The sequence below is a fragment of the Kiloniella laminariae genome (assembly GCF_027214005.1).
Taxonomy (GTDB): domain Bacteria; phylum Pseudomonadota; class Alphaproteobacteria; order Kiloniellales; family Kiloniellaceae; genus Kiloniella; species Kiloniella laminariae_A.
Genome location: NZ_JAPWGY010000005.1, coordinates 156,154 through 177,351 on the forward strand (window position 1 = coordinate 156,154; position 21,198 = coordinate 177,351).

At 49.8% G+C, this 21,198-nt stretch carries 17 protein-coding genes; 7 read left to right on the forward strand and 10 right to left on the reverse strand.

The window, feature by feature from the left end; genetic code table 11:
• Window positions 1–2 precede the first annotated feature (2 nt).
• Genes O4H49_RS14680 through gloA form a run of 3 tightly spaced genes read left to right on the forward strand, consistent with a single transcriptional unit; the run spans window position 3 to window position 2,451 of the window.
• Entirely contained in the window at window positions 3–830 is an 828-nt protein-coding gene (locus tag O4H49_RS14680) for an LpxI family protein (RefSeq protein WP_269424186.1), read from the forward strand.
• Window positions 823–1,998 (forward strand): lipid-A-disaccharide synthase, encoded by a 1,176-nt coding sequence (gene lpxB / locus O4H49_RS14685; RefSeq protein ID WP_269424187.1) that lies wholly within the window; start codon window positions 823–825, stop codon window positions 1,996–1,998. The genes O4H49_RS14680 and lpxB overlap by 8 nt, the downstream gene beginning before the upstream one ends.
• Before the next feature lie 48 nt (window positions 1,999–2,046).
• The gene (gloA, locus tag O4H49_RS14690) at window positions 2,047–2,451 is read left to right on the forward strand and encodes a lactoylglutathione lyase (RefSeq protein WP_269424188.1); all 405 of its coding nucleotides are present in this window, start codon (window positions 2,047–2,049) and stop codon (window positions 2,449–2,451) included.
• A 98-nt stretch (window positions 2,452–2,549) separates the two neighbouring features.
• On the opposite strand, the gene O4H49_RS14695 is transcribed toward gloA, so the two are convergent.
• Both O4H49_RS14695 and gltX read right to left on the reverse strand, forming a co-directional pair.
• Window positions 2,550–3,854: a citrate synthase gene (locus O4H49_RS14695; protein ID WP_269424189.1), complete on the reverse strand. Its 1,305-nt coding sequence runs from the start codon at window positions 3,852–3,854 to the stop codon at window positions 2,550–2,552.
• A gap of 113 nt (window positions 3,855–3,967) precedes the next feature.
• On the reverse strand, window positions 3,968–5,386 hold the full coding sequence (gltX, locus tag O4H49_RS14700) for a glutamate--tRNA ligase (protein WP_269424190.1): 1,419 nt from the start codon (window positions 5,384–5,386) through the stop codon (window positions 3,968–3,970).
• A 632-nt stretch (window positions 5,387–6,018) separates the two neighbouring features.
• Here gltX and O4H49_RS14705 point away from each other — a divergent pair.
• A complete protein-coding gene (locus O4H49_RS14705) occupies window positions 6,019–8,103 on the forward strand; it encodes a ComEC/Rec2 family competence protein (protein ID WP_269424294.1) in 2,085 nt (694 codons plus the stop codon).
• 68 nt (window positions 8,104–8,171) lie between these two features.
• Here the strand turns inward: O4H49_RS14705 and lexA are convergent, their stop codons facing one another.
• The 6 genes from lexA to O4H49_RS14735 form a co-directional block, all read right to left on the reverse strand.
• Window positions 8,172–8,873: a transcriptional repressor LexA gene (gene lexA / locus O4H49_RS14710; protein ID WP_269424191.1), complete on the reverse strand. Its 702-nt coding sequence runs from the start codon at window positions 8,871–8,873 to the stop codon at window positions 8,172–8,174.
• A 113-nt stretch (window positions 8,874–8,986) separates the two neighbouring features.
• Window positions 8,987–10,183, reverse strand: coding sequence for a gephyrin-like molybdotransferase Glp (gene glp, locus O4H49_RS14715; RefSeq protein ID WP_419715230.1), 1,197 nt, complete (start codon window positions 10,181–10,183; stop codon window positions 8,987–8,989).
• Window positions 10,183–10,662 carry a cyclic pyranopterin monophosphate synthase MoaC gene (gene moaC / locus O4H49_RS14720; RefSeq protein ID WP_269424192.1) on the reverse strand — a complete coding sequence of 160 codons (480 nt, stop codon included), beginning with the start codon at window positions 10,660–10,662 and terminating at the stop codon, window positions 10,183–10,185. Before moaC ends, glp begins: the two co-directional genes overlap by 1 nt.
• Window positions 10,663–10,687: 25 nt before the next feature.
• On the reverse strand, window positions 10,688–11,482 hold the full coding sequence (gene trpC / locus O4H49_RS14725; protein WP_269424193.1) for an indole-3-glycerol phosphate synthase TrpC: 795 nt from the start codon (window positions 11,480–11,482) through the stop codon (window positions 10,688–10,690).
• Window positions 11,479–12,516, reverse strand: coding sequence for an anthranilate phosphoribosyltransferase (gene trpD / locus O4H49_RS14730; RefSeq protein ID WP_269424194.1), 1,038 nt, complete (start codon window positions 12,514–12,516; stop codon window positions 11,479–11,481). The genes trpC and trpD overlap by 4 nt, the downstream gene beginning before the upstream one ends.
• A gap of 31 nt (window positions 12,517–12,547) precedes the next feature.
• Window positions 12,548–13,111 carry an anthranilate synthase component II gene (locus O4H49_RS14735; RefSeq protein WP_269424195.1) on the reverse strand — a complete coding sequence of 188 codons (564 nt, stop codon included), beginning with the start codon at window positions 13,109–13,111 and terminating at the stop codon, window positions 12,548–12,550.
• Between the two features lie 192 nt (window positions 13,112–13,303).
• On the opposite strand from O4H49_RS14735, the gene O4H49_RS14740 reads away from it, so the two are divergent.
• From O4H49_RS14740 to O4H49_RS14750, 3 genes are all read left to right on the forward strand, one after another.
• A complete protein-coding gene (locus O4H49_RS14740; protein WP_269424196.1) occupies window positions 13,304–15,769 on the forward strand; it encodes a heavy metal translocating P-type ATPase in 2,466 nt (821 codons plus the stop codon).
• A gap of 4 nt (window positions 15,770–15,773) precedes the next feature.
• Window positions 15,774–16,166: a Cu(I)-responsive transcriptional regulator gene (cueR, locus tag O4H49_RS14745; RefSeq protein ID WP_269424197.1), complete on the forward strand. Its 393-nt coding sequence runs from the start codon at window positions 15,774–15,776 to the stop codon at window positions 16,164–16,166.
• Window positions 16,167–16,317: 151 nt separating this feature from the next.
• Complete coding sequence (locus tag O4H49_RS14750) at window positions 16,318–17,577, forward strand: divergent polysaccharide deacetylase family protein (protein WP_269424198.1); 1,260 nt, start codon at window positions 16,318–16,320, stop codon at window positions 17,575–17,577.
• Window positions 17,578–17,625: 48 nt separating this feature from the next.
• Here the strand turns inward: O4H49_RS14750 and trpE are convergent, their stop codons facing one another.
• Both trpE and O4H49_RS14760 read right to left on the reverse strand, forming a co-directional pair.
• Complete coding sequence (gene trpE, locus O4H49_RS14755; RefSeq protein ID WP_269424199.1) at window positions 17,626–19,143, reverse strand: anthranilate synthase component I; 1,518 nt, start codon at window positions 19,141–19,143, stop codon at window positions 17,626–17,628.
• Window positions 19,143–21,044: a peptidyl-prolyl cis-trans isomerase gene (locus tag O4H49_RS14760; protein ID WP_269424200.1), complete on the reverse strand. Its 1,902-nt coding sequence runs from the start codon at window positions 21,042–21,044 to the stop codon at window positions 19,143–19,145. Before O4H49_RS14760 ends, trpE begins: the two co-directional genes overlap by 1 nt.
• Window positions 21,045–21,198: the final 154 nt, after the last annotated feature.

The following is a 21,198-nucleotide window of genomic DNA, read 5'->3' on the forward strand; positions in this document are numbered from 1 at the left end:
TCATGGCCGCAAAACTTGGCATATTGGCAGGAGGAGGCGCGCTCCCCCGACGTTTGATCAAGCTTTGTCATGAAACGGGGCGTGAAGTTTTTCTGGTTGCTTTCATGGGCCAAACAGACCCTGAGACAACTGTTGGAGTGGATCACCTCTGGACCCGTCTTGGGGCAGCAGGGCAAATAATCAAACGGCTTCAGGCAGAGCAGGTTCGTGAATTGGTGATGGTTGGCCCGATTAAACGGCCGTCTATGGCCGAGTTACGCCCTGATTGGAGAGCCGTTCAGTTTTTTGCCAAGATTGGTGCCAAAAGCCTTGGCGATGATAGTCTGCTGCGTTCGGTCATTACGGCGCTTGAAGAGGAAGGTTTTCTCTTTAGGGGGGTTGATGATCTGTTACAGGATCTCATCGCTCCCGAAGGGATCTATGGCAGTTCTGTTCCTGACGTCCAGGCATATAGTGATATCAGGCGTGGTGTCGAAGTCGCCAAGGCCATGGGCAAGGCCGATGTAGGACAGTCCGTGGTGGTTCAGCAAGGCCTGGTTTTGGGGGTTGAAGCTATTGAAGGCACAGATGCCCTGTTAACCCGCTGCGGTCTACTCAGACGTGAGGGAGCAGGAGGCGTTCTTGTCAAACTTAAGAAACCTGAGCAGGAACGACGGGCTGATCTACCAACAATTGGTATCGAGACTTTGCGTCGGGCGGCAGAATCCGGGTTGCGAGGCGTTGCTATAGAAGCGGGTGGTGCTTTGGTGGTTGATCGGGAGGCTCTGTGCCGCGAAGCAGATCAGCTTGGCCTTTTTGTCCTTGGGATCTCTCCTTCAGATTATGAATGACCAGACCAAAGATATTCCCCTGATCTATCTAATCGCGGGTGAGCCGTCCGGGGATCAGCTGGGTGCGCGGTTAATGGCAGCTCTTAAGCGGGCCACGAATGGGCGTGTCCGGTTTGCAGGAGTTGGTGGTGAGAGAATGCAAGCCGAGGGGCTGGTCAGTCTTTTCCCGATTAATGAAATTGCCGTTATGGGATTGGCTGAAATCCTGCCCCATATTCCGGTTATCTTGCGTCGGATCAGGGAAACGGTTGCCGATGTTGAAGTGAAAACTCCTGCAGCTCTTGTAACAATCGATGCGCCGGGGTTTTGTTCGAGAGTCAGCAAGGCTCTTAAGGGAAAAGGTATTCCCTTAATACACTATGTTGCGCCATCGGTTTGGGCCTGGAAAAAGAAACGGGCACAAAAGATTTCTGCTTATCTGGATCATCTTCTGACACTTTTGCCTTTTGAGCCGCCATATTTTGAGAAACATGGCCTGGCTGCGACATTTGTCGGGCACCCGGTTATCGAAGCCGTTGGCATGGTTGATAATAATTCTCGGGACTTTCTGTGCCAGGAGCTTGGTTTAGCACAGGATCGACCGATACTTGCCATTCTTCCGGGGAGCCGTCGAGGAGAGGTAGCACGGCTTGGCCCGATCTTTAAAGAAACTGTCACCCGGTTGGCACAATCCATTCCTGATTTGCAATGCATTATTCCAACAGTCTCCAATGTCCGGGAAGCTGTCAGTGAACTTGCAGAGGATTGGCCGGTTCCTGTTCGCGTGATCGAGGGCGTGGAAGGTAAACACAAGGCATTCTGTTGTGCTGATTCTGCCCTTGCTGCTTCGGGCACTGTTGCGCTGGAACTTGCTGTTGATGGCGTGCCTGCCGTAATCGCATACAAAGTTGCACCTTTGACGGCTTTTCTTGCCCGGTTTCTTATTTCCATAAAGTTTGTCAGTCTTCCCAACATTCTTGTGAACAAGGAAATCCAGCCAGAGAGAATACAGAAAAACTGTAAAGCTGAGATCCTTGCGGAAGATCTGCGGAAACTTCTGCTTGATCCTGAAGCCAGGAAACGCCAGATAGACGGATATAAGGTGGCGGTAGGGTTATTGAAATCAGGTGATGACCTGCCGAGTGACAAAGCAGCAGAAACCATTCTGGCCACTATTTCTAATCGCTAAAGTTCTTCATTGAATTTTTTTTGAGTTTATTATTTTGGAGGGACTGATATGTCTGACAATAAGTCGTTCAGATTTTTACATACGATGCTCAGGGTACGGGATCTGGAGAAATCTATTGATTTTTACAGTCGTCATCTGGGAATGAAACTGTTGAGAAAATCTGATTATCCCAGTGGTGAATTTACTCTGGCTTTTCTGGGTTATGGTGATGAAGACAACAACACGGTACTGGAGTTGACTCACAACTGGGGGCAGGACAAGGACTATGATCTGGGGACTGGCTTCGGTCATCTGGCCCTCGGCATCCCGGATATTTACACAACTTGTGCCGAGCTGGAAAAAGAGGGTGTGGTTATCAGCCGTGCCCCGGGGCCGATGAAGCATGGAACGACAGTTATTGCTTTCATCGAAGATCCGGATGGCTATAAAATTGAGCTGATCGAGCGTTCCTGATCAGAGTACTGTTTGGGTATTTCCAAGCAGAATTCTCAGGAACAGATACAAAAAAAGCGCTGTGTTTCCACAGCGCTTTTTTTGTTGGTTATAGGATCTTAGCGTTTGTCCATTGGTACAAACTCGCGGGCATCTGCACCAAGATACAGCTGGCGCGGACGGCTGATCTTGTGATTTGGATCTTCAATCATTTCTTTCCACTGAGCAACCCAGCCAACAGTTCTTGCCAGGGCAAAGAGAACAGTAAACATGGAGGTCGGGAAGTTCATGGCGCGGAGGATGATACCGGAATAGAAGTCCACGTTCGGGAAAAGTTTCTTTTCAGTGAAATAAGGATCTTCCAGAGCAACGCGTTCCAGCTCCATCGCCAGTTCAAGAAGCGGATCATTGATGCCAAGTTCTGTTAGAACCTCATGACAGGATTCCCGCATAACGGAAGCCCGTGGGTCATAGTTCTTGTATACGCGATGACCAAAGCCCATAAGACGGAAGGGGTCATTCTTGTCTTTTGCCCGTTCGATGAAGGCTGGAATGTTGTCCTTGTGTCCAATTTGCTGGAGCATACGGAGAACAGCTTCGTTGGCGCCACCATGTGCCGGTCCCCAGAGGGATGCGATCCCTGCTGCAATACAGGCAAAGGGGTTGGCTCCACTTGAACCGGCAATTCTGACAGTGGATGTCGAGGCATTCTGTTCATGATCGGCATGAAGAATGAAAATCCGGTCCATCGCCCGGACAAGTGCGGGACTTGCAACATACTCTTCACAGGGAACAGAGAAAGTCATGTGCAGGAAGTTTGCCGCGTAGCTGAGGTTGTTCTGTGGATATACAAAAGGCTGGCCAATTGAGTACTTATAGGCATAAGCAGCAATTGTAGGCATTTTTGCAATAAGACGGTGCGAGGCAATCAGGCGCTGATGCGGATCCCGGATATCGGTAGAGTCATGATAAAACGCTGACAGGGCACCGACGACACCAACCATGACGGCCATAGGATGGGAGTCACGACGGAAGCCACGATAGAAATACTGCATCTGTTCATGCAGCATGGTGTGATAGGTGATCTGGTTTTTGAATTCCGATTTTTCTGCCTGGTTGGGCAGCTCGCCGTTCAACAAGAGGTAACAGACTTCCATGAAGTCACTCTTTGCCGCCAGGTCCTCGATTGAGTAGCCCCGGTGGCGAAGGATGCCTTCGTCTCCATCAATATAGGTTATGGAGGAATCGCAACTTCCCGTAGAAGTGAAGCCGGGATCATAGGTGAAGCAGCCGGACTCGCTGTAGAGTTTTCGGATATCAATAACATTCGGGCCACAGGTTCCTTGAAGGATTGGCATATCCCAACTGTGTCCCGTTCGGTTATCGGTCACGGTAACGCTGTTTTTATTGTTGGTAGCTGTCATGTTCTGGAACCTCTGCTCTTTGTTATTTTTTTTTAGTCGTTTATCTGGGGACCAGCATATTACGTTTGTTGGTCAATATCAATTTGTGCGCTGCAATATTTTTGTTATTTTTTTTATGAAACCTGGTCTGAAATTCTTCCCAGTGTTTCTTCTTTTCCAAGGATTACCATTACTTCAAAAATTCCCGGTGACACATTGGAGCCACTTAGTGCAGCGCGAAGGGGCTGGGCAATGTTACCGAGTTTAAGTTCCTGTGACTGGGCAAAATCTTTAACGGTGGTTTCTATGTTTTCTTCCGTCCAGGACTCGAGGTTATCCAGTAGAGGCAATAGCCTTTCAAGATATGTCCTGGCATCTTCTGACAAAAGCTTATCAGCTTTTTCATTAAGAATCAGTGGACGAGAGCGAACATAAAAAGCTGCACTGTCAGCCAGTTCATGTACAGTTTTAGCGCGCTCTTTGAGACCGTTCATCCCTGCTGTCAGTCTTGCCAGTCCACTCGCATCAAGTGTGATTTCTTCTTTTGCACTGATATGTGGAGCAATAATGTCTGTCAGATACTTGTTGTCAGCATGTCTGATATAATGCCCGTTCAGATTCTCCAGCTTGGCAAAATCAAATCGGGAAGGGGACTTGCCTACAGCATCAATGTCGAACCACTCGATTGCCTGTTCGGTAGAAATGATTTCCTCATCACCGTGACCCCAGCCAAGGCGCAACAGATAATTTCTGAGAGCTTCTGGCAGATAGCCCATTTCGTCCCGATAGGCCTCAACACCCAGAGCGCCATGTCTTTTTGAAAGTTTAGCACCATCTGAGCCGTGGATGAGAGGAATATGCCCGAACTCTGGAACATCCCAGCCCATTGCGAGGAAAAGCTGGTTCTGTCTGAAGGCGTTTGTCAGGTGATCATCCCCCCTGATCACATGGGTAATGCCCATATCGTGATCATCAACCACGACAGAAAGCATGTAAGTCGGGGTTCCGTCGGCACGCAGGAGCACCATGTCATCAAGCTGGCTGTTTGCGACGGTTACATCACCCTGCACCAGATCGTGGATGAGGGTCTCACCTTCCTGGGGCATACGTAGACGAATCACCGGGTCAACCCCGGCAGGAGCTTCAGAGGCAGGACGGTCACGCCAGCGGCCATCGTATTTGATCGGGCGGCTTTCTGCACGGGCAAGGGCGCGCATTTCTTCCAGCTCTTCCGGGCTGCAGTAACATTTGTAGGCTTTACCTGAAGCGAGCAGTTCATGAGCGACTTCACGGTGGCGTTCGGCCCGGGCAAACTGGTAGGTGATCTCGCCGTCGTGATCCAGTCCAAGCCAGTTGAGACCATCAATGATTGCTTCGATCGCCTCAGGGGTCGAGCGCTTGCGATCTGTATCTTCAATTCTCAGAAGGTATTGTCCACCATGATGTTTCGCAAACAGCCAGTTAAATAAGGCTGTGCGAGCTCCACCAATATGTAGAAATCCGGTGGGTGAAGGTGCAAAACGGGTCACGACCTGTTTCGTGGACTGGCTCATTACAAATATTCCGATAACTATAAGTATTTAGGGTGTTTGTCTCACGGGGGACTGTTCGCTTTGAGACAGGATATTTTTTATCCGTTCAGCAAACAATTGAGACAGTTGTTTCGCGAAATGTTTAGCATACTGTCTTGCTTGTCGCAAATGCTGTTGCATTCCATGTGATCTGATATGGCAAAAATATCGGAATTTACTATTTTTTATCAGCTATTTGCTGTCTGTTGAAGAAGGTAAAATTCGGATCTGATCCAGGGTGCCGTTTAAGAAAGAGAGAAAGGTGTGAAGCTTTGGTACGGTCTCTCTTTTCTGGTAACAGAGGATATATCTTTTTTGAGTAAATGATTCTATCCCTGAAAGTATATAGTTCCTGCATCCGTAAGAAAGAGTAGTCAGGTTGTTCAACACTGAAAAAAACACCAGGATTTTTTTTCAAGTTAGGCCATTTCCTTGCTGATCAAGAAAGCCTTCAACTCCTTTTTTCTATTGTTGGGATTCTCCATATTGTCACAGATACTTGCATGGTATTGTCAAAGATCAGGGCTGAGAAAAAATCAGGCAAGAGAAGCAAGAATGCTGACTAATCCAGCGTTTCATAAAACATAATTTCGGACTGGTTATTCTGTATGTTTATGTTTCCCAATACATCAAATGTATTTAATAAGCATCTGTATTATCAGGGAACTTTTCGACTTGTAAACTGGATCCCTGTCCCTGTTGGAGCCGGAATCGCGCTCTATTTTCTACTGTCTTTTGAGCCTGCATTTAATCAACTGTTTTTTGTATGCCTGTTCGTCTGGACTGTTGTTATCCTGCTCTGGAGAAGGGGGCACAGCCCGTTTGTTTGGGGGCTTGCCCTGATTGCGAGTCTCGTTATTTCTGGGGTTACCTTGGCAGGTTACAGAACCTTGGTGATGAGTGCTCCCAAGCTCCTGTATGAAATCGGACCACGATTTTTTGAAGGCGAGGTGGTTGCTATAGAACCGGCATCACCGGGCCAGAGGTATTTACTGACGAGTCTGGATAACAAGGGCTTTGCAAAGCAACCTATCCCTACATTTATCAGGGTCAGATCGAATTTAATCCAGGAGGAAGTTGAGCTTGGTTCTCGTATCCGCTTCCTTGCAGTCCTCGCTCCTCCATCAGGACCTTCTTCACCCGAAGGGTTTGACTTTGGCAGGCTCGCCTTCTTTAAACAGATCGGTGCGGTTGGCTATATCTGGGGCAGGGTAGATGTGATCGCTGCACCGGTTGAGCGGGCTGAGCACCAGTACAGGGCTTTCTGGAATGTTGCCAGGCTTCAAGTTACCCGCCGCATAGAAGGAGAACTTGAGGGGGTTGGGGAGGACCTGGCAATTACCTTTATGACGGGGCAAAAAACAGGCATATCCAAGAAGGATCAGGAGAATATCAGAAAATCTGGTTTGGCACATTTGTTGGCAATTTCTGGCCTGCATATGGGGCTGGTTGCGGGGTTGGTTTTTTTCTCTGTCAGGTTTCTGCTGACGTGCTGGCCTTTTATTGCCCTGAGATATCCAATCAAGAAAATAGCTGCTCTGGTGACGCTGGTTGCCTGTTATGGATATCTTGAACTGGTGGGAAGCCCTTTATCGGCTCAGCGTGCTTTTGTGATGGTTGCTATTACCCTGCTGGCAGTTCTGCTGGACAGACAAGCAATTTCAATGCGCACGGTTTCTGTTGCCGCGCTTGTTTTGCTGATCATTACCCCCGAAGTATTGGTTTCAGTCAGTTTCCAGCTCTCATTTGCGGCGGTTATCGCTTTGGTGGCTGTATTTGAATACCGCAACAGGAATGGTTTTGAGAATAAAAGAGCAAGGAGACACAATGCCAGTGGCCGACTTTTGGATTATCTGGCAATGACAGTTCTCTGTTCTTTGACGGCAACCCTCGCGACGGCCCCTTTTATTGCCTATCATTTTCACAGTGTTCCTTTATTGGGGATCGTGGCCAATATGATCGCTGTACCCTTGACGGCAATGATTGTTATGCCACTGGTGTTGCTAAGTTATCTTTTGATGCCTTTGGGAATGGAACAGCTTGCGCTGGTTCCGCTCGGATGGGCGTTTGAATTTCTGATTATGGTCGGAGAAATGGTGGCTTCTATCCCGGATGGAGAGCTGATGGTTCCGGCATTTCCGGGCTGGTATCTTGCTTTTTTTATTTTTGGGGGATTATGGCTCTGCCTGTTCAAGGGGGCATTTAGATATTGGGGCGGAGGGTCGATTGTTGTTTTTATAGGACTTGTTCTTTTTACAGGAACAAAGCCGGATATCCTTGTTGACGGGGAAAGTGGATTGATCGCGATAAGGCAGGGAGAAAAACTTTATCTCAACCATCCTCGTCGTGCCCGTTTCGTATCTGGTGGCTGGCAGAAAGAAACAGCCAGTGTTCGAGTGCTGGACTGGAGAGAACTGTCACCAGATACATTTCTCTGTGATGCCTGGGCCTGTCGGCTGGATCTGGGAAATAAGAAAGTTGCCCTGATACATTCCAGCGAGGCATTTGAAGAGGATTGTTCAAATGCGGATTATATCATCACTCAGCTGCGCGTGCCAAAGTGGTGTGGGGGCAAAGACAGGATCGTGATTGGATATGATCAATTAAAAAAACAAGGGGCTCATAGCCTGTTTCTTGCCGGAGAAGATGTGCAGGTAAGGTACAGTAAAAAACAGGATGTTTTTCGTCCCTGGATGTAGAAGGGGAATGATTCATCTTGATTTTTAACGTTAAATATTCTTCGCAAAACCATGTAATATATTATTTTTTAGTGATATTTTCTTAGAAGACCAACAAGCTTTCCCTGTACCTGGACCCGGTCAGATTCGTAACTTTTGCTTTCATAAAGAGCATTGGCAGGGATCAGTTCTATCCGGCCTTTGTTGCGACGGACATGTTTGAGAGTTGCTTCTGCATTATCGACAAATGCAACGCCGATCTGACCATTCTCGATCACATCACAGCGCTGAATCAGGACGGTATCTCCATCAAGTATACCGGCTTCAATCATGGAATCCCCTTCTACTGTCAGCGCATAGTGATCGCCAGTCCCAATCAACCCAAAGGGAACATCAAGATAGGAAGAAAGATCACTTAAAGCTTCAATAGGCGTTCCCGCGGCAATCTTGCCATAGAGTGGGATTTGCAGGGTGTCATCATCCAGAGAAGATTGATTGGCAGCTTCGACAGTATTCCCGAGAAGCGGGTTTCTGGAAGCCGTCCGGGGCAGAGAGGGTGCAGAGGTGTTGGAAAGATCCTCAGGCAATTTCAGAATTTCAACTGCACGGGCACGGTGGGCAAGACGCCGAATGAAACCGCGTTCTTCCAAGGCTGTTACCAGGCGATGAATGCCTGATTTCGATTTGAGAGAGAGTGCGTCTTTCATCTCGTCAAAAGAAGGAGAAACGCCAGTTTTTGACAGATGATCCCGAATATAGATCAGCAGTTCTCGTTGCTTTTTGGTCAACATCACTATTCCCCCGGGAGTGTCTGCTTTTCGAAGCAGAACAAAACAAAAACACATAGCTTTGTTCTACTTTAGTTCTCATTTGTGGTCAAGCTGAAAGTATAGAAAACCGGGAACTAGAGCCTGATAATGTCGACTTCTTCAGCTTTTTCTGCCGCTGGCGCAAAGGGCGGGCGTATGACAAGGCAGTTTGCCTGCCTCAACAGATTAAGCATCGAGCTGTCCTGCCGTTGAAAAGGCGTGACAGATAATTGTCCATCCTTGTTTCTGGTCAGACTTGCCCGAAGGTAATCCTGCCGCTTGTCATTGGCCTCAAGGGATGTTTCGAGAACGGCTTTTTCTGTTTGCTGCTGGTAAGGATCCAGTCCCGTCATTTTCTTCAGGGCCGGGCGGGCAAAGATGTAGGCACAGACAAGTGTTGAAACGGGATTTCCCGGGAGGCCGATCATGGGGGTTTTTCCCAGTTTGCCAAAAATCAGCGGTTTGCCGGGACGCATGGCAATGCGCCAGAAGTCTAGTTCCAGCCCCTGCTCGCCGAGTACAGAACGGATCAGGTCGTGATCTCCGACCGAGGCACCGCCTGTTGTCAAAAGCAGATCTGCGCCTTCGGCACCACGCGCCAGTCTGGCCAGAGCGTCGCGGTCATCCGGAGCAATGCCAAGAGAAATGGGTTCGCCACCGCATTCCCGAACAAAAGCCATCAGGGCTGTGGTGTTTGAGCTGATAATCTGATTGGGGCCGACATTCTGTCCGGGCAAGACCACTTCGTCTCCCGTTGCCAGGATAGCCACCCGAGGTTTGCGGTAAACTTCAAGCCAGGGATGGTTCATCGCTGCAGCAAGGGCCAAATCGCGGGCCGTGAGCAAAGTGCCTTTCTCAAGCCCGGTTTCTCCTTCTTTGAAGTCAAGCCCGGCAGGGCGTATATAGCGACCGGGCTTTTCTCCTTCTTTGATCAGGACAAGTTTATCTGCCTGCTGAGTATTTTCCTGAATGATAATGGTATCAGCACCAGCAGGGACGGGACCGCCGGTGAAAATCCTTACGGCCTGTCCCGCAAGCAGCTCTTTGGGATAGCATCCGCCAGCCGGGGCTTCGCCGACGACCTGCAGTTCAGCCGGAAGTTTCTGAAGGTCCGAGGCGCGAACTGCGTAACCATCCATGGCGGAGACATCAGCAGGCGGCTGGGTTAATCTGGCTTTGAGATCACTTGCCAGAACTCTACCCAAGCCATCGTTGAGTGAGACAGTTTCTGGAGCCAGTGTGTCGAAGGCCTTGAGTATACGGCTGAGAGCCTCTTCAACTGATAACATCATTACGCCTCGTATGCGCCTGATTTTCCGCCTGTTTTTTTCTCCAGTTTAATGTCGGTGATCTGGATACCCTTATCAACAGCCTTGCACATGTCGTAAATGGTCAGAGCAGCAACAGACACTGCAGTCAGGGCTTCCATCTCGACGCCGGTTTGTCCTGTTAACTTGCAAGTGGCCATGACCTTTATCGTGTTCTGGTCGGGCAGAAGTTCAAAGTCAACTTTCACCGAGGAGAGCATCAGAGGATGGCAAAGCGGGATCAGATCCGGTGTTCGTTTGGCTCCCATGATCCCGGCCAGGCGGGCAACAGAAAGCACATCGCCTTTTTTTAGGCCGCCTTGCTGGATCAACGCCATTGTTTCCGGTTGCACAAGGACCCGTCCACTGGCCGTGGCGCTTCTGGATGTTTCCTGCTTGTCGGAAACATCGACCATTACGGCCTTGCCGTCCTTGTCAAAATGCGTGAACTCACCACCGGACATTTTTTGTGCCTTTCTCGGGCTTGTCTTATTGTTGCAACAGCGTGCGTGTTGCTTGTGCAACATCATCCTGGCGCATGAGGGATTCTCCAATGAGGAACGTTGTCGCACCCGTTGCTTTCATGCGTTTCAGGTCTTCTGGGGTGTGGAGCCCACTTTCGGCAACCAACAGTTTTTCTGCTGGTACCATCCGCGACAACTCTTCTGTTGTAGCGATATCGATTTTCATGGTCTTGAGGTTGCGGTTATTGATGCCAAGAAGAGGAGAGGAAAGGCGTGACAGTGCCCGGTTCATCTCCTGGGCGTCATGAACTTCGACCAGCACATCCATGCCCAGTTCAAAGGCGAGGGATTCCAGTTCCGAAGCCTGATTGTCAGACAATGCAGCCATGATTAACAGAATGCAGTCAGCCCCAAGAGCCCGGGATTCGACAATCTGATAGGGCTCCAGCATAAAATCTTTACGCAATACTGGTAAGGTCACTGCATCTCTTGCTGCGACGAGATAGCGGTCTGATCCCTGGAAATAAGGTTCATCTGTCAGGACAGAGAGGCAGGTTGCGCCGCCATCCTGATAGGCTTGGGCAAGCACAGGCGGATCAAAATCAGCCCGGATCAGGCCTTTGCTCGGGGAGGCTTTTTTGATTTCGGCAATAAGACCATATCTGCCAAGGTCAAAACGCTGTTGCAGGGCCTTGTAAAACCCGCGGGCAGGAGACTGTTCCTTTGCCCTCTTGTCCAGGTCACTGAGAGAGATCGTTTTCTTTCTGGAGGCAACAAAGGCAGCCTTGTCATCACAGATACGCTTTAGAACATCACTCACGACAATGCCTCTTCACTTGTCAGGGAAACCAGGGCGTCCAATTTTGCCAAGGCTGCGCCACTATCAATCGCTTTGGCTGCCAGTTCTGAACCTTCCTTGAGATCAGAGGCAATACCCGCAACGATCAGGGCTGCAGATGTATTCAGCAAAACCGCATCACGATAGGCGTTCTTCTGACCGGAAAGCATGGTACGCATGGCTTTTGCATTATATTCAGCATCAGCCCCAATGATTTCGGATATGGGCGAGCACTTTAATCCAGCCATTTCCGGGGTAACCTCGAAGTGACGTATCTGGCCGTGATCCAATTCGGATACATAACTCAGTCCGGAAATGGAAAGTTCGTCCAGACCCTCCGCCCCATGCACAACCCAGGCTTTTTCATGACCGAGAGCCTTAAGCACAAGAGCAACCGGTTCAACCCATTCGCGCGCAAAAACACCCGTCAACTGGCGTGTGACCTTCCCTGGATTGGAGAGAGGTCCCAGAAGATTGAAAATAGTTCGTGTGCCCAATTCTGCACGGGTTGGCCCGACATGACGCATGGCTGAATGATAGAGGGGGGCAGCTAAAAAACAGGTACCGATTTCACCCAGTGCCTTTTCAACAACCTCTACTGAAGCTTCTATGGCAATACCCAAAGCCCCCAGAACATCAGAGGCACCACTTTTGGACGAGGCTGCCCGGTTCCCGTGTTTGGCAACGATCGCTCCGGCCGCAGCCGAGACAAAAGCCGTGGCTGTTGAAACATTCAAGGTGCCTTTGGCATCTCCGCCTGTTCCGCAGACATCAATGGCACTGGCAGGGATTTTGACCGTGCGCATCTTGCGCCGCATCGCCCGGGCTGCGCCTGTGATTTCCTCAACAGTTTCTCCTCGAACCCGCAGGCTCATCAACAGGCCTGCAATCTGGGAAGGCGTTGCTTCTCCGGTCATCAAAAGAAGAAAGGCGTGTTCAGCCTGTTCGACAGATAAACTGTTGCCATCAGCTGTATAGGCAATGATGGATTTTATGTCATTCAGTTCCGATGTCATGGAACAGGCCTCCTGAAACAAAGATGCGTGTTTATACAGTAAGGAAGTTTTTCAGAAGGTCATGGCCTTTTTCTGACGCAATGCTTTCCGGGTGGAACTGAACACCGTGGACAGGTAGATCCTTGTGCTGCAGGCCCATTATAACCCCATCATCCGTCCAGGCCGTCACTTCCAGGCAATCGGGGATACTATCCGGGGCCAGGGTCAGGGAGTGATATCTGGTAACGTTGAGCGGATCAGGCAGATTCTTAAAAACGCTCTTTCCATTATGACGGATGGCGCTGATCTTGCCGTGCATGGGAACGGGGGCGCGAACAACTTCTGCTCCATAGACCTGTCCGATTGACTGATGACCGAGGCAGACACCGAGAACAGGGATAGTTCCTGCAATCCGTTCAATCAGCTCCAGACATATCCCGGCGGAAGATGGGTCGCAGGGGCCGGGGGATATAACAATCCGCTCCGGTTTCATTTCCAGAACCTGATCGACGGAAATCTGGTCATTCCGCTCTACAGATATCGTGGCTCCCAGCTCTCCCAGGTAGTGATAGAGGTTATAGGTAAAGCTGTCATAGTTATCGATCAGGAGTAACATTGCGGCACGCAGGCTTTCACAAAAAGTCTTTTATAATGAATCCCGGAAGTTATATCAGTTCAGACCATCGCAGGAAATAAGGAATGGCCGGTTTTTTTCTGTATTGAAAAAAAACTGATCAAGAAGGCTTGACCTTACCATTACTGGAAGCTCCATATCTGATGCAGATGTGATTTTTGAAAGATTACTGCGATGCAAAATACAATAGAATTATCGATTGAGGGAATGCGCTGTGCCGGATGTGTACGCTCTATCGAGAAAACGCTTCTCTCTGTAGAGGGAGTGCTGAGTGCATCTCCAGATTTACTGACAGGAAGTGCGACTGTTGTTTCTGCAGTTAATCTCGACAACAATCTTTTGTTACAGGCACTTTCAGGAAAGGGCTATCAGGCGCGTCTTGTCGAGCCCCCGGTTTCCGAAAGCGCAACGCAAGACGTAACGCTGGATTTCCTGATCGAAGGCATGACCTGTGCTGGTTGTGTCTCTTCAGTCGAAAAGGCGATTGCACAGGCTGAAGGTGTTCGATCTGTTGATGTTGACCTGATTTCGGGCACTGCGCGAGTAGTCGTGGAGCCGAGTAGCACCGAGACTGTACAAGAAGCAATTGTCGGACAGGTTTCCCGGGCGGGATATAAAGCCTCGACAGCAAGTGAAGAGCAAGATGCTCTTGTTGATATCGGTCTGGACAGCAGGAAATCACAAACCTCGATGCTGCTGGTTGTTTCTGCTTTGTTGACGGCACCGTTAGTGGGGCAGATGATCCTGATGCCTTTTGGCGTTACTGCAACGATTCCTCCTTTGTTTCAATTGCTTCTGGCTTTACCGGTTCAATTTGTGGCTGGAGCAAGATTCTATAAGGGTTTCTGGAGTGCTCTAAGGCATGGACGGAGTAATATGGATACCCTTGTTGCCGTCGGAACGACAGCAGCGTTTGGTTTATCTGTTGCTGTGATGCTGGGCGATTTTTCCGAGTGGACTTCCTGGTCTTCCCATATTGCCCACAGCCTTTATTTTGAAGCGTCAGCAGCTGTAATTACCCTGGTGTTACTGGGAAAAATTCTCGAAGAAAAAGCCAAGGGAAAAACCAACGAAGCCCTTATGGCGTTGATGAATCTGCAACCATCCAAAGCAATCGTTGAACGCGGAGGGGTACAGACTGAAATACTGGCGAAAAATGTTCGGGCCGATGATGTTGTTATTGTGAAGCCTGGAGATTCTGTTCCTGTGGACGGGGTTGTCATCTCTGGTGTTAGCCAGGTTGATGAAGCAATGGTGACCGGAGAGTCGATGCCGGTCGCCCGCAAAGCAGGTGATGCCCTTATCGGAGGAACCATCAACGGTGAGGGGGTCTTGCGGGTGAGCCCCTCAACACTGGGTAAAAATTCACGCCTTTCCCGAATTATCGAACAGGTGAAATCTGCCCGTACCAGCAAACCAAAAATCCAAAAGCTGGTTGATGAGGTCAGTGCTGTTTTTGTTCCTGCAGTATTATTGTTGGCAGCAGCAACATTCCTGGGCTGGTGGCTTTGGGCCGAAATCCCTGTCGATGTAGCGATTATCAATGCCGTTACGGTTCTGGTGATAGCTTGTCCCTGTGCATTGGGACTGGCAACGCCAACAGCAATCATGGTCGGGTCTGGTCAGACAGCCAGAATGGGGATTTTGGTCAAGGATGCAGATGCGATTGACGGCCTTGCCAAAGCAACGACCGTTGTATTCGATAAAACAGGTACCTTGACCGAAGGGCGCCCGGAGGTCGTGGATTACATGGTTGGTGAGCCAGCATCTTCAGATCGAGCGTTATCGCTGGCATTAAGTCTGGCTCGGGACAGTGCGCATCCTTTATCAAAGGCGATTGTCCTTAAAGTACAGCCCCTATCAGGAGGAATCCTGCCACTTGAAAACTCTCAAGCTCTTCCGGGACTTGGTGTCAAAGCCAACAATGAGGGGCGGGAAATTTATATGGGCAGCAGCAAGCTGATGCTCCAGGAGGCAATCAATCTTGGTAACTATAGCTCTTTCATAAGGCGCAATGAAGCTGAGGGTGCTACCCTGGTATGGCTGGCGGAAAAAGAGGGTGCTGCTGGAAAAGCTCTCGGTGTTTTTGCCCTGAGAGACAAGCTTCGCCCTGAATCCTATGCTGCCGTGACGGCCTTGAAAGAAGATGGCTTGAAAGTTGTTATGTTAAGCGGTGATCAAATGGCTTCTGCACAGGTAGTTGCCCATTCTCTTGGTATCGACCAGGTTGAAGCCAATCTCTTGCCAGAAGACAAGCTGGCTTATCTGCAGAAACTTCATGAAGAGGGAGATGTCGTGGTGATGGTCGGGGATGGCATTAATGATGCGCCAGCTCTTGCCGGTGCAGATATTGGCCTGGCCATGGGAGATGGTACTGATGTTGCCATCAGCTCTGCCGATGCCTCTTTGACAAAAAGTGATCCGGCTCTGGTTTACAGGGCCATCAGAGCGGGGCGGATTATTCGTCGAAAAATAGCCCAGAATCTTTTTGGTGCTTTTGTCTATAATGTGATTGGCTTGCCTTTGGCGGCCTCTGGGATGTTGAACCCTGTACTGGCGGGTCTGGCAATGGCCTTGAGTTCTGTAACTGTGATGGCGAGTTCACTTTCACTGTACTCTTCCCTGAAAAGGATAGATTAAGATTATGAAAATTGGACAAGTTTCTGAAAAATCGGGTCTTCCAACCAAAACAATCCGTTATTACGAGTCAATCGGATTGGTCGCGCCGGCTGGCCGGACTGCTGCAGGATATCGGGCGTACGACAAAAATGACCTTGAAACTCTCAAGTTTATTCAACGCGCCAGAAGCCTGGGGTTCAGTATCCAGGAGGTTTCCGCGCTGTTGATGCTCTGGAATGATCGTAATCGCGCCTCGGCGCAGGTCAAGGAATTGGCAAAACGTCATGTAGAAGAGATAGATCGGAAAGTCGCTGAATTACAGAGTATGAAAGAAACCCTGAGCACTCTGATTGATAAATGTCACGGCGATGATCGACCCAATTGCCCGATCCTTAACGACCTGGCGAATGTCCGTTGATTTCTTTTGCTGCGGGGAATGGGGGAGGGAAATAGAGGAGCAAAGGTTCAAGCGACAGGGGAGCGCAATTTTCGCACAGATCAGGTCGAGTTTCTGCTACCATCCTCTTGCGTGCTGATATACATATGAAGCCTCTCATCTGGGCGGATTCATGAAAAAGAGTACCAAAAGTAGCGCTAAGGGAAAAACTCCGGCAAGCAGAAAGAAAAAAACCGATAACGGCTTGTGGAGCCTGTTTATTGTCATCGGCTTTGTTTTTTTTATCTCGCTTTTTATTGCAGCTGTTCTGGTCTTGCAACGCACAGAAAACAACGTTCCTGAAGAAAAAACAGAACAGATTTTAACACCTTCCCAGGCGAAGCAACAGGCCCTTGAGGCGCCGCGCCCGAACAAGCCCCACCCGATCAATCTTGGTGATATTGCGGTTAATGATACGGTTATCGACGATGGTTCAGGCAATCATTCTGATAATCTGCCCAGCCGCAGGGATGAACCAGAAAAAGCAGACCGCAGACGAAGTGATATTCCTTCTCCAGCGCCTCAACAACTTTCCCGGCCGGACCCGGCACCTGGTTTGTCATCTTCGCCAGTCATAATTCCTGAGCCGGCTGAAAAAACAAAACCTGCCAATGGCAGCGGAGCTGAGGTGGCTGCGCTCCCCCCTCAAGATTACGATACGGGTGATATTCAGTCTGCTGCTCCGCGCTCGAAAACCTCATGGATCCGCCCCGAACGTCCAAGAGTGGCTGTTGTACTGGACGATGTCGGCGTAAACCGGAGGGGGGCTGAGCTGGCAATCGAATTACCGGCGTCAATCACCCTCTCTTTCATGACCTATGCTCCCGGAGTGAAGGCGATGGCTGCAGAGGCCCGCCACCGGGGGCATGAACTGATGTTGCATGTGCCGATGGAGCCGGTTGGTCGTGCTGATCCTGGCCCCAATGCTCTTCTGACGGGGCTTTCTGATCAGGAGATCCTGAGCCGGCTGGATTGGGGGATGAGCCAGTTTGACGGTTATATTGGTATCAATAATCATATGGGCAGCAAATTTACCGCCTGGGACAAGGGAATGACGCTGGTCCTCGCACAGATTGCCAAGACCGACTATTTCTTTCTGGATTCAAGGACGTCTTCTGACAGTGTTGTTGAAGCCAGTGCTGCTAAAACAGGCGTGTCGTTGCTGAGCAGGGATGTGTTTATTGATAATAACTACAGGGATACAGATAAAATTCTTGCACAGCTGGTTCAGGCCGAACGGATCGCCCGTCAACATGGACATGCGATTGCGATTGGCCATCCGCATGAAACGACAGTCAAGGTTCTTCACGAATGGATCAAGGCAGCGGAAGAACGAGGAATAGACGTTGTCCCCATTTCCAAAATCATGGCATTAAAAAAGCCGGTAAACTGAAATGGTCCAGTACCGGCTTTTCTGTGAAGACTGCGTTTAAAACAAGCCTTAAAGATTACGTTTCTGGGCAGCAAACCGGACAGCTTCTTCAGCTGCACGGATCAGGGCACGGGCCTTGTTATGACATTCCTGGTATTCAGATTCTGGTACCGAGTCCACCACGACACCAGCGCCTGCCTGAATGTACATGGTCTTGTCCTTGACGATAGCTGTGCGCAGCGCAATACAGGTGTCCATGCCACCACCAGCACCGAAGTAGCCTATGGCACCGCCATAGATACCCCGACGTTCAGGTTCCAGTTCATCAATGATTTCCATGGCCCGGACTTTTGGGGCTCCGGATACGGTGCCTGCCGGAAAACCTGCTGCAAGGGCGTCAATAAGATCTGCCCGTTTGGTATCCAGTGTACCCTCTACGTTGGAGACAATGTGCATGACATGACTGTAGTATTCGACAATCATCCGTTCAGTAACCGAGATCGTCCCGACTTCGGCAACCCGGCCCACGTCATTGCGTCCCAGATCAAGCAGCATCAGGTGTTCTGCCAGCTCTTTTGGATCTGACAGGAGGTCAGCAGCCAGCTCCTTGTCTTCTGGGGTATTTGCCCCGCGCTTCCGTGTTCCGGCAATCGGCCGGATGGTGACCTTGCCATCCCTGACGCGGACCAGAATTTCCGGGCTTGATCCGACGACTGAAAAGTCACCGAAATTGAGATAAAACAGGAATGGAGAAGGGTTCAGTCTGCGCAGTGCCCGGTAAAGAGCAAAAGGAGGCAGAGTGAAAGGTACGGAAAAGCGTTGCGAAAGCACGACCTGAAAAATATCCCCGGCCAGGATATATTCCTTGGCGCGCAAGACGATGTCGTGAAACTCTTTCTGGGAAAGGTTTGAATTTGCTTCGGGGAAAAGAGTATCGCCCTCAAGGATTTCTGGCTTTTGAATCAGGGGTGAATTGAAGTCCGAAGTTACCGCAGCGAGGCGGTCATTTGCCTGTTCAAAAGCAGTGCGCGCCGAAATATCTTCCTGAGGCCAGACAGGGGTTGTGACCAGTATCTGGTCTTCGACCCGATCAAAAATGGCTGTTACTGTCGGGCGAAGATACATGCCCTCAGGCAATCCAAGTGTATCTGGATTTGTCGAAGGAAGATGTTCCATCTGACGGACTGTATCATAGCCCATATAGCCGACAATACCTGCAGCCATGGGCGGGAGATGGTCAGGCAGATCAATCCGGCAGGAGGCAACAAGCTGGCGCAGGCTTTCAAGGGTTGTTAGAGGCTCTCTGATGAAGGCCTCAGGATCTTTTTTGTAATCCCGGTTGATTTCAGCAATTGCCCCATTACACCGCCACACCAGATCGGGATCAAAACCGATAAAGGAGTAGCGACCGATTGTGTTTCCGCCTTCGACTGATTCAAAGAGAAAACTGTTTGCCCGTTGTTCTGCCAGCTTGAGGAAGGCAGAGACAGGGGTTTCCAGATCGGCAATAAGGGTCGTCCAGACGACCTGAGGCTTTCCCTGTTGGTAGTTTTTGGAGAAAGCCTCAAATGTAAGGGGGTCAGTCATCAGTTTGCTGTTGTGCCATATGGGTTGATGATCTGGTTGATCGTGCCCTGATTAATCTGGACATTATAATCCGTTTCCAGCGCTTTGATGTACTGGGTATAGACATCGTTACGATAAGAATCTTCGAGCTGGTCCTGGAGCAGTTTTACCTGTTCTGTATCAACCGAGAGGTTTGGACGCAGAATGCCTGTGACTGTTGCTACCAGATAGCCGCTATCACCTTCACCGCTGAGTACATCACCTTGTTTTGCTTTGAAAATGTCCTGCACCAGGCCTGGGGCAAGAGCATTCCCTATATTGGAGGAAGAACGATTGACTTCAATTGCAAAGGTGATCAGTTCTGCAGCTTCGTCAGTAACGGCCTGTAACGCTGTGCCGTTCCGGGCTTCTTCTTCAAGTTTACGGGCTGTGGCTTCTGCTTCAGCTTTGCGGCGAGATTCAAGCCAGCGTTCAGTCAGTTCAGGGCGAATTTCCTCGAGTGCACGCGGAGCTGCCGGGGTAACATTTTCTACTTTGAGAATGAAGTAACCGCCGTCTCCCAATTCTGTGAGCAGGCTGTCATTTCCTGCAGCGGTCAGTCCAAGGATGTCCAGGAATTTTTCGTTGCTGGACAGTCCCTCTAGCGGAGTTCCGTCTTTGCCAAGACCTTGGGCATCAATTGCTTCGTAGTTTCTAATTTTCTGCCCCAGTTTACCTGCAGCTTCGGTAAGAGTAGCGCCACCTGCGAGTTCATCATCCAGCTGGTTGGCGAGGGAAATCAGCTCATCCGTGGCCGCACGCAAAGCGGCAGATTCTGTAATCTGTGACAGGACATCTTCCAGCTTAGCTTCGCTGGCTGGTGTAATTTCCTCGACAGAAACAATATGCCAGCCGAGTGGAGACTGAATTGGTTCGGTTACACCTGTTGCAGTCAGGGAGAAAATGCCCGAAGCCAGCTCTGGCAAAAGATCGTCCCGGGACATATTGCCCAGTTCAATTGCATCAGATCCGGTATATTCCTGTGCAACATCTGACAAGGTTGCTCCGGCCACCAGCTGATCATAGGCTGCCTTGGCCTGTTCTTGCTTGTCGATAACAATCTGGGAAAGTTTCCGGCGCTCCGGGGTGGAAAGGCTGTCTTTCTGGGTGGAGAACTCTTCTTCGATCTGATCCTGGGTTACAGAAACGGTTTTTGCCGCTTCCTTTGGATCAAGGTGAAGATAGCTGACTGATTTATACTCCGGGGCCAGAAAATTGTTTTTCTGCTCGTCGTAATAAGCCGCCATCTCTTCATCAGTTGGTCCGGCAAGGCCTTCGAAACGTGTGTAAGGGATTTCAATGAAATCAACAACACGTCTTTCGGCGTTATAGGTATAGAGCTGTTCTGCCAGTTGTTTTGACACTGAAACAGAACCGGTTACGGCATTGGAAATCTGTTCCCGCTCGATATCTTTGGCCAGATCAGAAAGGAACTGGCTTTCTGTCATTCCGGCTTGATACAGCGTGTTCTGGAAACGATTGGCGTCGAAGACACCGACTTCGTTCCGGAAAGCAGGGATGTCCAGGATTTCCTTTTTCAGGGTGTCCTCGGTTACCGTCAGGCCCATTTCCTGGGATTGAACCCGGAAAAGTGCCTGTCCGACCAGGCGTGAGATAACGCGACTTACAAGGCCAATTTGCTGAGCTTCCTGAAAGTCCAGCGCCCGCCCGACCTGTTGAGAGATCGCGTTGGTTTCTCTGGACAAACTGGAGCTGAACTCGGTTTGGGTCACTTCCACCTCGCCAACGGTGGCAACAGAATTGTTCGCCCCCAGATTCAGGAAGATGTCCTGAATTCCCCAAGCCGCAAAGCTGAGGATCAAGAGAGAGAACAGTGCCATGATGACAATGCGTTTAAGAATGCCTGGTTTTTTGCTCGCCATAACCTATCCGTAAGATGGTGTTCTTTTGATTAGTAATCGTGTCGGGCATATTAGGGACGAGGCCAAGCCGGAGCAACAGCGTTTTTCAAGAACGGATCGGGTGACCGCTTTTGCGGGGTAAAAACCTGAAAGAACAACAATTTCAATAACAATT